The 15,643-nt window shown below is 30.7% G+C and carries 8 protein-coding genes; all 8 read right to left on the minus strand.

Annotation, left to right across the window (positions count from 1 at the left end):
* Window positions 1-27 precede the first annotated feature (27 nt).
* The 8 genes from GQR92_RS11240 to GQR92_RS11275 all read right to left on the minus strand — a co-directional run bounded on the left by GQR92_RS11240 (window position 28) and on the right by GQR92_RS11275 (window position 15,137).
* Window positions 28-2,868: a sugar-binding domain-containing protein gene (locus GQR92_RS11240; protein WP_158839570.1), complete on the minus strand. Its 2,841-nt coding sequence runs from the start codon at window positions 2,866-2,868 to the stop codon at window positions 28-30.
* 8 nt (window positions 2,869-2,876) lie between these two features.
* Window positions 2,877-5,717, minus strand: coding sequence for a sugar-binding domain-containing protein (locus GQR92_RS11245; RefSeq protein WP_158839572.1), 2,841 nt, complete (start codon window positions 5,715-5,717; stop codon window positions 2,877-2,879).
* A 16-nt stretch (window positions 5,718-5,733) separates the two neighbouring features.
* Complete coding sequence (locus GQR92_RS11250; protein WP_199269130.1) at window positions 5,734-6,333, minus strand: SGNH/GDSL hydrolase family protein; 600 nt, start codon at window positions 6,331-6,333, stop codon at window positions 5,734-5,736.
* A 153-nt stretch (window positions 6,334-6,486) separates the two neighbouring features.
* Window positions 6,487-7,902 (minus strand): sugar porter family MFS transporter, encoded by a 1,416-nt coding sequence (locus GQR92_RS11255; protein ID WP_158839576.1) that lies wholly within the window; start codon window positions 7,900-7,902, stop codon window positions 6,487-6,489.
* 29 nt (window positions 7,903-7,931) lie between these two features.
* Entirely contained in the window at window positions 7,932-9,485 is a 1,554-nt protein-coding gene (locus GQR92_RS11260; protein ID WP_233269840.1) for a sulfatase, read from the minus strand.
* 704 nt (window positions 9,486-10,189) lie between these two features.
* Window positions 10,190-11,581 carry a RagB/SusD family nutrient uptake outer membrane protein gene (locus tag GQR92_RS11265; protein ID WP_158839578.1) on the minus strand — a complete coding sequence of 464 codons (1,392 nt, stop codon included), beginning with the start codon at window positions 11,579-11,581 and terminating at the stop codon, window positions 10,190-10,192.
* Window positions 11,562-11,951 carry a hypothetical protein gene (locus tag GQR92_RS11270; RefSeq protein ID WP_158839580.1) on the minus strand — a complete coding sequence of 130 codons (390 nt, stop codon included), beginning with the start codon at window positions 11,949-11,951 and terminating at the stop codon, window positions 11,562-11,564. The genes GQR92_RS11265 and GQR92_RS11270 overlap by 20 nt, the downstream gene beginning before the upstream one ends.
* 24 nt (window positions 11,952-11,975) lie before the next feature.
* Window positions 11,976-15,137 (minus strand): SusC/RagA family TonB-linked outer membrane protein, encoded by a 3,162-nt coding sequence (locus GQR92_RS11275; protein ID WP_158839582.1) that lies wholly within the window; start codon window positions 15,135-15,137, stop codon window positions 11,976-11,978.
* Window positions 15,138-15,643: the final 506 nt, after the last annotated feature.

Consider the following 15,643-nt stretch of genomic DNA (forward strand, 5'->3'; position numbering starts at 1 on the left):
AAGTTTATATTTTTTACTGACGATTTTCTATTTCAATAATTTTTTTATTTGGTTAATTTCTAAACTTACTTCAGGATTAAATTTAACAGTAGTCATGTATTTTTTTAAACTGTACAAGAGTTGTTTTGCCTCTAATCTTGATTCTAAATTTGTGTGTAAATCGATTCCTGACATAATAATTTTTCCTTTACCAACTTTTGCTTCAAAGACCAACCCTAGTCTTCGGTTTTTAAACCAATCATCAACCACTCTTACAATTGGAGTCATTTTTGGTAAATCATCTAAAATAATTGCATTAGAATTTGTCATAGCATCCCACCATTGCCAATTAGAATGATATTCTGTTGGAAAATCTGCTAAAGCCGGATTTTTAGGATCACACAGAATACCCAAAGTATGTGGTTTTTGACCATTTGTCCACGAGGTATTCCAAAAAATACTTGAAAAACCAATGCCAATATCACCACCTTTATCTGCTACTATATCTCCTTTTGTTATGTTAAATAAAACATTACCTCCTTTTTGAAGATAATTAACAGTTGATGCATCTAATTTATTTACAACTTTTACATTATTTTCATTTGTAATTGCTGGTATTTTATTCGGATACACCCATAAATCCCAAGTATTCTTAAACTCGTTCACATCAATAGAAAGTGTCAGTTTTCTTGCTTTTTCAATTTTTAAAAGTGATAAACTGATTTCTCCTAATTGAATTCCGTTTCCGATTTCAATATCTTTTTCAACTAAATTTCCTTCTGCAAAAACAGTATTATCAATGTTTGTTAAAGACCATTTAGGTGTTACATTTTTCAATGTTTTTTCACCAAAATGTGCAACTTCAATAGCTACTTTTAAAGTATCTGTATTTTTAAATGTTCTTTTTGGAAAACGCGCTAAAGCAACTGTTTGACCACTAAATGCTTTAAACTCTTCTGGAGATACATATCCTTTTTCTCCCCAAAATGCATCTAAAACCCCAACAAGTGCAGTTCCTTGACCTGGAAAATCGTGTAAATCTAACAGTTGAAATCCAGCCATATCTTTAGTTCTTAAAGCTGCTTCTATATCGGCTTTGTAACATAAGGTTTGTAATTTACCAGAAGCCATTAAAAATTGTTTAGCTAAATCTGCCATTCCATTTTCTGCCAAAGACTCTTGAAATATTTCAAAGTTTTTAGGTTTTAAAACACCTGTATATTTAGACATTTCTTCAAAATTAGGATACACACACCACTGACCCATTTCATGACTCACATAAGGCATTGGTGTTTTATCTATAAATGTACTCCAGTCAAATACAGTTTGTGGAGGCTTGGCATTAATTATACTTTTCAAATTTTCATCCCAACCTTGTATTCTTGGACCTCTGTGATTGTAATAATCCAAATTATCTAAATAAGGGTAACCAGCACCACTAGTATACAATCTTCTACTATCTAATTTTTTAAAATGATTTACATAGTCTCTTAAATATTCTTTATGATTTTCTCCATGAGGCTCATTACCATAAGTCATCATAACAAATGAAGGATGATTTCCGTATGCATTTATAATATCCTCTCCTTCTTTATAAAACCATTTGTCTTCAGGGTTTCCATCTCCTAATTTATTCCATCCAGAAGCCTCTGCTTGTAAATAAATTCCTTCTTCATCTGCAGCAATAAAAGCAGCTTCTGGTGGACTCCAAGAATGAAATCGTACATGATTTAAACCATGATTTTTAATTACTTTGTAAATACTCTTCCAAGAAGCAACATCGGTTGGTGGATAACCTGTTAATGGAAAAATAGCACTTTCTAAGGTTCCTCTTAAAAAAGTTTGCCTTCCATTAATGGTAAAGACTTTTCCATTTGCCTTAAATTCTCTCATTCCAAAATCGATGTTTTTTCTATCTGTACCCGATTTTGAATCTAAAGTAATTTGCATTTGATACACATTGGGATTGAATTCATCCCAAAGCTTTGGGCTATCACCCATATCATAATGTAAAACAACCTCATTATTTCCACTAATTGTAATTTCTTCTTTTAAAGTATTTAAAGAAAAATCTTCTACAGATTTTTCGATAGCAGTTAAAGTTAATTTTGCTGTTTGGTTTTCTTTGGTGATGTTTTCAATCTGAATAACAACTTTTACCTTTTTATCAGTAACATTAGGGTATAATTTTACATTACCTATTGCTATTTTAGGTTTTGCTATTAGTTTTATATCTCCAATAATTCCGTTCCAATTACTTTGAGTGTTATCAGAAATACTATGTGCATCTTTTCCAACATCAATATCTTTTACCCTATTATCTACCCTTATCGTTATGGTATGTTCTCCGGCAGTTAATGCAGCTCCTAAACTATAATCATGTGCTGTGGCTAAACTATTCTGCATCCCTATTTTTATAGCATCTACCCAAACTGTAGATTCCCAATGCACTCTCTCTAAATGTAAATCTATTTTTTTAGCCTTCCAGTCTGATGGAATCGTTACCTTTTTCTGATACCAAGCTGCTCCTGTATATTTTTTGTTAGGGGTTAACCAAAAAGGAAGCTTAATATTTCCTTTTTGTCTGTATTTAGCCATTTTTGCATCTTTGTACCAAACACTATCATTGTCCCAAATATTACCAGTCCATTTTGTTTTAACACTTAACTCATCACCTTTTCCATTTGTGTTCATAGAACCAGGTAATGTTATGGTTTCTTTAAATTGACTTTGATACCATTGCTCTGTAATACCTTGATCTAAAGAATCAACCTGAAAACTCCATTTACCTGATAAATCGATGCTAGTATCTGTATTGTTTTTGCAGCTTCCTAAAATAAGCACAGAAAAACATATTGCAAGTATCTTAATTTGATTAAATATTTTCATGTTTATTATTATTTTAACAAACTCTTAATTTGATTAATTTCTAACGTAACTTCTGGATTAAATTCAGATGTTGTCATGTATTTTTTTAAACTGTACAAGAGTTGTTTTGCCTCTAATCTTGATTCTAAATTTGTGTGTAAATCGATTCCAGAAATGATGATTTTCCCTTTGCCAACTTTTGCTTCAAAGACCAACCCTAGTCTTCGGTTTTTAAACCAATCATCAACCACTCTTACAATTGGAGTCATTTTTGGTAAATCATCTAAAATAATTGCATTAGAATTTGTCATAGCGTCCCACCATTGCCAATTAGAATGATATTCTGTTGGAAAATCTGCTAAAGCCGGATTTTTAGGATCACACAGAATACCCAAAGTATGTGGTTTTTGACCATTTGTCCACGAGGTATTCCAAAAAATACTTGAAAAACCAATCCCAATATCACCACCTTTATCTGCTGCTATATCTCCTTTTGTAATGTTAAATAAAACATTACCTCCTTTTTGAAGATAATTAACCGTTGATGCATCTAATTTATTTACAACTTTTACAATATTTTCATTTGTAATTGCTGGTATTTTATTCGGATACACCCATAAATCCCAAGTATTCTTAAACTCGTTCACATCAATAGAAAGTGTCAGTTTTCTTGCTTTTTCAATTTTTAAAAGTGATAAACTGATTTCTCCTAATTGAGTTCCGTTTCCGATTTCAATATCTTTTTCAACTAAATTTCCTTCTGCAAAAACAGTATTATCAATGTTTGTTAAAGACCATTTAGGTGTTACATTTTTCAATGTTTTTTCACCAAAATGTGCAACTTCAATAGCTACTTTTAAAGTATCTGTATTTTTAAATGTTCTTTTTGGAAAACGCGCTAAAGCAACTGTTTGACCACTAAATGCTTTAAACTCTTCTGGAGATACATATCCTTTTTCTCCCCAAAATGCATCTAAAACCCCAACAAGTGCAGTTCCTTGACCTGGAAAATCGTGTAAATCTAACAATTGAAATCCAGCCATATCTTTAGTTCTTAAAGCTGCTTCTATATCGGCTTTGTAACATAAGGTTTGTAATTTACCAGAAGCCATTAAAAATTGTTTAGCTAAATCTGCCATTCCATTTTCTGCCAAAGACTCTTGAAATATTTCAAAGTTTTTAGGTTTTAAAACGCCTGTATATTTAGACATTTCTTCAAAATTAGGATACACACACCACTGACCAATCTCGTGACTTACATAAGGCATTGGAGTTTTGTTAATATGCGTACTCCAATCAAATAACGTTTGAGGAGGTTGTGCATTTATAATACTTTTTAAATTTTGATTCCAAGCTTGAATTCTTGGTGCTCCACCATTAAAGTAATCTAGATTATCTATATATGGCCAATTTGCGCCACTAGTATATAATCTTCTATTATCTAAATCTTTAAAATGATTTACATAGTCTCTTAAATACTCTTTACTATTCTTTCCATGTGGTTCGTTTCCATGCGTCATCAATACAAATGAAGGATGATTTCCGTATGCATTTATAATATCCTCTCCTTCTTTATAGAGCCATCCATCAATTGGTTTATCATCGCCAACAGTAGCCCAAGCAGAAGCCTCTACTTGTAAATAAATTCCTTCTTCATCTGCAGCAATAAAAGCAGCTTCTGGTGGACTCCAAGAATGAAAACGCACATGATTTAAACCATGATTTTTAATTACTTTGTAAATACTCTTCCAAGAAGCAACATCGGTTGGTGGATAACCTGTTAATGGAAAAATAGCACTTTCTAAGGTTCCTCTTAAAAAAGTTTGCCTTCCATTAATGGTAAAGACTTTTCCATTTGCCTTAAATTCTCTCATTCCAAAATCGATGTTTTTTCTATCTGTACCCGATTTGGAATCTAAAGTAATTTGCATTTGATACACATTGGGATTAAATTCATCCCAAAGCTTTGGGCTATCACCCATATCATAATGTAAAACAACCTCATTATTTCCGCTAATTGTAATTTCTTCTTTTAAAGTATTTAAAGAATTGCCTTCTACAAATTTTTCGTTGGCAATTAAAGTTAACTTTGCTGTTTGGTTTTCTTTGGTGAGGTTTTCAATCTGAATAACAACTTTTACCTTTTTATCAGTAACATTAGGGTATAATTTTACATTACCTATTGCTATTTTAGGTTTTGCTATTAGTTTTATATCTCCAATAATTCCGTTCCAATTACTTTGAGTGTTATCAGAAATACTATGTGCATCTTTTCCAACATCAATATCTTTTACCCTATTATCTACCCTTATCGTTATGGTATGTTCTCCGGCAGTTAATGCAGCTCCTAAACTATAATCATGTGCTGTGGCTAAACTATTCTGCATCCCTATTTTTATAGCATCTACCCAAACTGTAGATTCCCAATGCACTCTCTCTAAATGTAAATCTATTTTTTTATCCTTCCAGTCAGATGGAATCGTTACCTTTTTCTGATACCAAGCTGCTCCTGTATATTTTTTGTTAGGGGTTAACCAAAAAGGAAGCTTAATATTTCCTTTTTGTCTGTATTTAGCCATTTTTGCATCTTTGTACCAAACACTATCATTGTCCCAAATATTACCAGTCCATTTTGTTTTAACACTTAACTCATCACCTTTTCCATTTGTGTTCATAGAACCAGGTAATGTTATGGTTTCTTTAAATTGACTTTGATACCATTGCTCTGTAATACCTTGATCTAAAGAATCAACCTGAAAACTCCATTTACCTGATAAATCGATGCTGTTCTCTTTTTTATTTCCACAGGAAATAAAAAAGAGAATTGTAAAACAAATAGTAAAGGATTTTACGATGGTGCAAAATTTCATATTATAATTAGTTTATTTATAATTTAAAATATTCAAAAATTACATCTGCTACAAACTGATGTCCTTTCTGATTTATATGATTGTTTTGAGACATATAACCAACTAAGGGTTGTTTTTTTGCTAATTTTTTAAATAGTACATAACTATCAATTAAACCAACATTATATTTTTTTGCCAGTGCTCTAATTTGAGCACTATGTTTTGCTAGTTTTGTTTCTTCGGATGAAATATCTTCTCTTAAATCTGGGGTTGGAGTTAATAAAATTACTTTTGTTCCATATTCTAGTGCTTCAACAATCATTTGTTCCCAAGCTATTTTTGCTCTTTCTAAACCTATTCCTCTGTCATTTAAAGCATAGTCTATAAAAAGTACATCTGGTCTGTAGCTTAAAACTTCTTCTTTAAATCTTTTTGCTCCTTGTTCAGATTGCTCACCACCAATAGACGTTGTAATTGTATTTACTACAGAGTAAGGATAATAATCATTTACCTTTTTTAAGGTTCTAAAAGGATATGCGCTTAAACGATCTACAACACCTTTGGTAGTATATCCTGTTGGTACAGAATGTCCATGAAAAACTAAATTTACAGACTTATTATTTGGCCACTTTTTCATCAATTTAACTTTGATTGAATCTAAATAGGTTTCAACTTTTATCTGATTTATAGATATGTTATTTTTTTGTTGAGCACAAGCAAAATTGATGCTTAATAAAAGGCCTATACAAAAAATTATTGTTGATTTTTTTAAACTGAATATCATTGTATTTTACTTGTCTTTTGTTAATTCTGCTTCAATTTCTTCTAAACTTTTCCCTTTGGTTTCTGGTAATTTCTTTTTGATGAATAAAAACCCTAAAACACAAATAATACTATATACCCAAAAAGTACCAGAAGCACCTAAAGCATCATTTAATATTGGAAAAGTGAATGTTAATATAAAGGATGCAACCCATAATGAAAATGTTGCTATAGACATTGCAACTCCTCTTATTTTATTTGGAAAAATCTCTGACAAAACAACCCAAGTAATTGGTGCTAAAGACATCGAATAAATAGCTATTGCTGTTAATACCAATACCAAAACAGGCCAACCTGTATACTGCATATAATAAGCACCCCCTAAAATAGCATATACAACCCCTAAACCAATAGAACCAAAAAGCATTAATTTTCTTCTACCCCAGCTATCTACTGTTCTCATTGCAATTATGGTAAAAATTAGATTTACACTTCCGGTAATTACAATATTGAATAACATATCTCCAACACTATAACCAGCAGCTGTAAAAATTTCTTCAGCATAATTAAAAATGATGTTTATTCCACACCATTGTTGAAAAATTGCCAAAACAATACCTATAATTAAAATGGGTTTTACTTTAGGACTTTTAAAATCTGAAAATTTAATTTTAACACTTCCACTTTCTTTTAGGGTTAAAGCAATACTTTTAATTTCCTCTTCTGCATAAGAATTTCCTCCAATTTTAGCTAATACTTTTTTAGCTGCAACTACATTATTCATTTTCATTAAAAAACGAGGACTTTTAGGTACTAAAAACATTAACACAAAGAATAAGATAGCTGGAATTATTTCTGCCCAAAACATCCATCTCCAACCAGTTTGACCATTCCAAGAATCTAGCATAGTAGCTTCATCTAAAACTGGATCTGAAATTAAAAAATTAGCTATTTGTGCTACTAAAATCCCAATTACTAAGGTAAGTTGATTAATAGCAACAAATTGCCCCCTATACTTTGCTGGTGCAATTTCTGCGATATACATTGGTGATAATGTAGAAGCCAACCCAATACCTAAACCACCTAATAATCTATAAAAAATAAAGGGTGTAAAATTATCTACATAACCAGTACCAAAAGCAGATAATGTAAACAATACAGCTGCAAAAATTAAAGGATTTTTACGTCCAAAACGATCTGCAGCAAAACCCGAAATTATGGCTCCGAAAATACAACCTATTAAAGCACTACTCATTGCCCAACCTTGTAGAGTTGGCATATCACTAATATTAAAATATAACTCGTAAAATGGTTTTGCACCACCAATTACCACCCAGTCATAACCAAATAAAAACCCTCCCATTGCAGAAGCTAATGCTAAAAAAAGCAAGTATCTAAAATTAAATTTATTACTTTCTGTTTGTGTTTGATGATTGATTTCCATAATTTATTTTAATAATTCGTATTAATAATTTAGTCTTTGGTTAAACTACTGTTATACCAATCTTCATTTGGTTTAAAGTCTTTCTTTAAAAAATCTTTACGTTGCTTTTCTAAACTTTGCATCATTTTCGTTTTTCTATTTTCTTGCAATTCAGTAGCTTTTTTTGCATCGTAGTTTTTATTTGTAGTAGGTACTTTTGCATCTACATTTTTTAAATACTCATCTAATTCTGCTCTTAATTTTTTTGTTATTTCTAAATTTGAAGAAGAAACATCATTTAATTCTTTAGGATCAGTATTTAAATTATATAATTCATCTTTTCCATCTTCATAATAATGAATCAATTTAAATTCATTTTTCCTGATAATACTTACTGGCTCACCTCCTTGATTTCCATAATGTGGATAATGCCAAAATAAGGCTCTATCCTCTAAAGATTCTCCTTTTAATAAAGGCACTAAACTAACACCATCTATAATTTGCTTAGGGTTTAATGCTACACCAGCTAAATCTAAAAGCGTAGGATAAAAATCTACTCCAGAAACTGGGTAGCTAACGGCTTTTGGAGAATTTTTTAACATTGGGGCTTTAATTAAATATGGCTCTCTAATACCACCTTCCCATTGATAACCTTTTCCTCCTCTTAATGGAAAATTTGTAGTAGAAAATGCATCTCCACTTGCAACACCTCCATTATCTGAAGTGAAAACTATAATTGTGTTTTTATCTAAACCTAATTCTTTTAATCTATTTAAAACAACACCCACAGCATCATCCATAGATTCTACTAAACCTGCATAAACAGGATTGTCTTGAACAGTTCTTATTGGCAAAATACGCTCCATTTCAAAACCTTTTTCTGGTATTCCTTGCGCTTCTGCCTTGTTTCTATATTTGTTCCATTTTTCTTGTGTAGTTTCTATTGGACCATGAACTGCATAAAAAGATAACATTGCAAAAAATGGCTCGTCTTTATTCTCAGACATAAAGTCTGCGGTTTCTAAAGCGAGTCTTTTTGTTAAGTTTTCGCCCTTATATTTATAATCTAATTTTGGATTATTCCAAGGTGCATAATAACCTCCTTTGGGGCTACCAACTTCCCAACCTCCAATATTAATATCAAAACCATTACTTTCTGGTCCATAAGATACGTCCCCTATATGCCATTTTCCTGCAAAAAATGTTTTGTAACCACCTTCTTTAAATGCTTCTGCTATGGTAATATTATCTTCTGAAATTGCGTTTACGTATTCTGGTGGTAAAACTTTTGTGTTTTTTCTTTCACCCCAAGTCTCGCCTGTTAGAGCACCAATCCAATCAGTAACACCATGTCTTGCTGTATGTTGACCCGTCATTAAACTGGCTCTTGAAGGGCTACATACTTGGGCAGCAGCATACCCTTGTGTAAATTCTACACCTTCATTTGCAATTGCGTCTATATTTGGTGTTTCATAATAAGTACTTCCTGCATAACTTAAATCATGCGCACCTAAATCATCTGCTACAATAAAAAGAATATTAGGTCTTTTCTTTTCTTCTTTTGAAATAGTGCCTTTTGTCTTACAAGCGTTTAAAATAATCACTGTAAAAAAAAGGCACAAAATCAACTCAAATTTCTTATTTAAAATTGCATTCATATTTCTATTTTTTGACATCCTATTATTGTGTTAATTGATTTTTATTTTTTAGTAATAATAGTATTATTTGATATTAATTCTAAATTTTTATCACCTGAGGTGACGTACATTTTATTTAAAGAAAAATTTTAAAATTGAACTTGTTTATCTGTATCACTATAATTAGCTAATTCTTTACTAAATAATAGTTCTGCTATTTTTCATTAAGCCAATTCAAATTAACAAAGCCAATTATATGAAACTCCAAATCTTTTTATTTTTTGATGCTTTTTATTTTTATCAATCTCAATATCTAAAACCTTTGAGGTTAAACCATTTGAAACAGGCAGTATTAGAAAACAAAAAACATAGCTTGTTTTATATTTGAAAGTATTTACTATCATAAATAAAATGGTTTACTTACAAATTTAGATTAAATAAGTGTTCTTAAAATACCTTATATCTGTTGAAACATAGATAATATTACTTAAACTATTAAACTTATTTAGAAAGATGAAATCTAAATATATTATAACATTGCACCTAAATTGTTAGGTTTTAAAATTTAATTGTAACGTGATTTATAAGAATAAAACTCCATCAATCTAAGTAATTTTGAATGATGGAATTTTATATCTCAAAAAACTATTTTCCTTACTTTTTAGTTATTATTAATAACCAGGATTTTGTACTAAATTTTCATTATCACTTATAAGTCCTTGTGAGATTGGTAAATAATAACGTTCTTTTCCAAATATTCTCGTTTGAGTTTCTGCATTTTTTAAAGTAATCACATATCTATCTGTATCTAAATTATACCTAAAAACCAATCCAGACATCCTTACTCCATCCATTTCTTCAACTGCTGTTCTCCATCTAACTAAATCCCAAAACCTATGGTCTTCAAAAGCTAATTCTACTTGTCTTTCTAACCTAATATTTTCTTCTGTAGCAATAGTTCTAAGAGGCATACCAGCACGATCTCTAATTTCATTAATGGCATCTAGAGCTTCTCCACTATTATTTAAATAAAAAGCAGCTTCCGCTTTATTAAGAAGGATTTCACCATATCTAAATACAAAAAAATCTTGCCCAGACCCTAACTCAATAACACCAGAAAGTGGTAAATTTGGATCTAACCTTTTTCTTAATAGAAGAGATGTATTTCTAATAGATCTTGCAGGTCCAGATGCAGGCCAAGTAGCACCATTTACGTCTATATTACCTTGATTTGTTGTTACAACTTGTCCGTTTAAAGTGTAAGTAGTGTTTGTATGAAAGTAAACTTCTTCTCCCCTCCAACTAGTTTGAGGAAAAAATACTGAAGCTACAAATCTAGGATCTTTTTCTCCGAAAAAATCTTTTATATCCCAATCATTATTTGCTGTAAGCATAGATCTTGGTACATTTTGTCTTCCATCTTTATACTCAAATAACTCAGCAAAATCATACAGTACAGGGAAATTAGAGTTCCAGGTAGTATTAAAACCATCTGGATGCGCTAAGTAATCTAAATTATGACCTCTTACTATTGGCTCGTATACTTCTGCAAAAATTACCTCTGGATTACCTAAACCATCTGTTAAAAATAAATCTCCAAAATTTTTCACTTTGTCACTTGGACTTGCATTATAAAGACTAAATACTCCACTTTTCTCTAAAGCTACAGAAGCGTCGTAACTTCTTTTATAATACTGCTCTGTTAAAGATGAATTAATACCAACAACAGCATCTAAATCAACTTCACCAAATTTTGCGATACTCGCTGCATAAAGCATTGCTCTACTTTGTAGTGCTAGAGCTGTATATTTATCAACTCTACCTTCTGCTCCAGTTCTATCATCAGAAAATTTACCTATAATATCATTAAGTTCCGTATAAATAAAATCATATATTTCTTGTTCTTTTGCACGCTTTGGAAACAATTCTTCTTCAGGGTCATCTGCTTTTTGAACCTTTGTTATTAACGGAACACCTCCATATCTTTTTACCATATCAAAATAGATATAAGCTCTTAAAAATCTTGCTTCCAGTATTTTTTTATCAATTATATTCTTTCTCAAAAGCTTTACTATTGACAATATTTTCGATAATAAAATTACTTTGTCTTACTGCCCCATAAGCCCAGTAGCCAAGTGTACCTGCCCCATTTTGTTGAGAATAGGTTCTTAAAAAAGCTTGGTTTGGTGCTTGCCAATTAGCAAAAGCAATAGCTTCTGCACCAATTGCACTAATAAGGCCCATATTTGTTTGCCCAAAAGAAGTAGTATTCATAAACTGCATAGATTCATAAATCTGTGACATATATGCCTCTGTTAAAGCTTTATCTTCAAAGACAGAACTCTCAGATAAAAAATCTGGCTCTACATTTAAATCATCATTACAGCTGAAAGTTGTAAGACAAATTGCTAAAAAAATTATAAATTTTCTCATATTGTTATTTGTTATTTTATTATTTTATAATCCTATTTTTATGCCTAAAGTAACTGTACGTAATGTTGGTAAAGTAAAACCATCATTATTAGCTGCAGCCTCAGGATCGATTATGTCACTAAATATACCTAACTTATTAAACATCAATAAATTATCAGCAGACACATATAATTCACATTTATTCATTCCTGTTTTTTCTAAAATATTTTTAGGAATCGAATAATTGATACTTGCTGTTTTTAATCTTAAGTATGTTGCATCTTTGTACCAAAAATCTGAAAAATTATTATTCCAAGCACGAGCACCATTTCTACCAAAAGCTGGTAGTTGAGCATTAGGGTTTCCATTTTGACCTGGATTTTCAGGATCTTGATAAAAACTATATTGTGTATGTATTTGAAGTGGTACACGTTCATTATCAAAAGGATTTCTTGCCTGAGTTGCAATACTTAAATTAAAACGAGTTGCACCTTGCCATAATAAGTTTAAACCAAAATTTTTGTATTTAAAATTAGTAGTTAATGCAAAAGTCATTTCTGGAAAAGTACCAAAACCTAACTGTTCTCTATCTTCTTGATTTATAATATTATCACCATTTACATCTTTATATCTTATATCTCCAAGTTGAGGCGAACCATTAAGGTCTTCTAATGTGTATTGATTTAAATAGTCATCTACCTCTAATTGATTTTGAAATAATCCATCAGATACATAACCAAATACTGTTTCATTAACAAACCTTCCTTCTCTTTTATTATACTTAACATCAATAGGATTGGTTTCATCAATTTCTTCCTCTACTTTTTCAAATTTTTCTCTAGCCAATCCAACATTTCCATTTAATGTAAATGTAAAATCTTCTCCAACTCTACCTTTATATCCTAAAGAAAGATCAAAACCACGATTGCTTCTACTATCTAAATTTGTTAGAGGCAAATTAGCTCCAAAAGTTGATGGAAAACCTTGTATTGGTCTTCTTAATAAACCCTCTCTTAGCCTATAAAAAACATCTACACTACCATATAGTTGTCCATTTAAAAAACTAAAATCTAAACCGGCATTATAAAGTTTTGTTTGCTCCCAAGTAATAAATGGATTTGCCAACCCTTGATCTACAATAATTGGCGTTGCAGTGTTATCAAGGAAATATACATTACCAAGAGATTCTGAAAAACCAGTTAAGTAATCGAAAGTAGTTCTACCAACATTTGAATCTACACCAGTTTCACTATAAGAAAGTCTTAGTTTTAAATTTCTAACAAATTCATTATCTTTTAAAAAGTTTTCTTTTGATATGTTCCACCCAAGAGAAACTGATGGAAAATAACCCCAACGAACATCTGGTCCAAAATAAGAACTACCATCTGCTCTAATAGTTGCTTCTAATAAATATTTATCTTTATAACTGTAGTTTGCACGAGCTGCGTAACTAACTCTTTTATACTCTTGAGTTCTACCAGTACTTGCAGCACCAATAGATGTAAGGTCATCTGCTCCACTAATCTGCGGAACTTCAAAAGATAACAACTCACGTCTTTGAACAAATAAATTATTAAAGGTATTCGTTTCTTTTTCTTTTAATGCTAAAAATTTTAGATCATGATTTCCTAATGATTTATCATATTCTATAAAAAATCTAGGAAGTATTCTTCTACGAGGTTCTCCGGCACCTGTAAAATAAGCCTGATCATAACCTGCTTGTGCAAAATTAGAAGCTTCAAGTGTATAACCATCGTTATCTTCTGTAACAGCTTCTGGATCGTAAGAAAAAATGTCATAAGCTCTTCGTAAAAAATCTTGATAATCATTTCTAAAACGCGCGTTAACTCTAACTCCTATAGATAAACCATCAATAAAGGGAGTTTTATATTTTAATTCTAAAGCAGCTGCTAGGGTTTCTGTTCTTGTTCTATTATAACCAGAAAATCTTTGATTTACCCTTGCCACTGGAGAACGCTGAGTAAAGCCTGAAAATGGTGCTCTGTCAGCATCTGGAAATTCATAATTATAGAAAGGTTGTGCCGTTCTTAAATCACCAAAAAAATCACCTAAAGTAGTTGCAGCATAATCTTTATATTCATCTATAAAAGAAGTGTTTAAACTCATCTTTAAATTCTCTGAAAGATCAGCATCCATATTATTAGTGATTGTCAATTTTCGGTAGTCATAATCTCCTTCAAAAATAGCATCTTGTGTTGCTAGACCAATAGAAGTAAAGTATTTAAATTTTTCTCCACCTCCTCTAATACTTAAATTGTGTTGCGCTATTGCAGCTCCACTATTTTTTAATAATCCATCAGCCCAATCATAAGATTTTCTTTGTCCAGAAGTGTATAAATCAAGTCTTTCTTGAGAGAAATCTGCAGGATATACCACATCAGCATCGGGATTAGCAGGATCATATTGATCATTAAATATAGCTGATCTTCCTAAGGTTAAATAATCTGTAGCATTCGCATAGTTTGCAAATGAAATTTCTTTTTGAAAACCATAGTAACCATGATAATCTATTGATGTTTTACCTGCTTTACCTCTCTTTGTAGTTACTAATATAACTCCATTACCTGCTCTAGCCCCGTAAATAGCAGCAGAGGCATCTTTTAAAACTGTAATTGACTCTATATCATTAGGATCTATACGATCAAAGAAAGACTCAACCCCATCTACAATAATCAAAGGAGCTCCAAACCCCCTAATACTTAAAGCAACATTATCTGAACCCGGTAAACCTGGATTTTGATTTGTTAACAATCCAGGTATTTGCCCTATTAATAGGTTTTTTACATTTGTTACTGGGCTATTTACAACATCACCCACCTTTAAAGTTTCAATAGAACCTGTTATGGTTTCTTTTTTTTGAGTACCATAAGCAACTACCACAATCTCATCTAACCCTTCGTTATCTACTACCATTTTAAGAGAAATGTTATTTCTACCATTCACCAAAATTTCTTCAGTTTTATATCCTAAATATCGAAAAACAAGAGTTGCGTTGTCTTCAACTGTAATTTCGTATTTTCCATTAAAATCGGAGACGAAACCTTTTGTTGTATTTTTTTCCAAAACACTAACTCCTGGAAAAGGCTCTCCAAACTCATCAGTAATCTGTCCAGAAACTTTATTCTGCCCAATTAATGATGAAGAGATAATTAGGAAACCTGTCATAATTAAAAATAAGTGCTTCATATTGTATAGTATTTAATTGATTGTTTTTTTTATTTTAAATATTATTTCGATAAGAAATTAAAATAATGATGTAAGATTAAAATTTTAAGTGTTGTAAAAATGGATTAATCAAGGTAAAATATGGACGCATCTATATTTTTCTAAAAAATTATTAAATGCCACCTTACTAAAAAGATAAAACCTACAATTTTATATTTACAATTAATTATTCTTTAATTTAATCTTATAAATTTAACATATAACTTCTTTAAAATTGAAATGAAAAACTAGAAAATAATTTTAAAAGTACTAGTATTTAATGCTGTTAATCTTTACAAAACAATTTATAAACCATTAAAAGCTTAATTTAAACGCTTAACAGTCTTTATTTTCTTAAATCTAAGAATCTATTATATTTCAATTGAGAAAATTAACTGCATTTTGATATTTATAATTTTATTTAGTTTTTTTTATGTTATAATTAAAATAGGCATATAATTTTATCAAATATACAATGACCTATTAAC

Source organism: Polaribacter sp. L3A8 (assembly GCF_009796785.1).
Classification (GTDB): Bacteria; Bacteroidota; Bacteroidia; order Flavobacteriales; family Flavobacteriaceae; genus Polaribacter.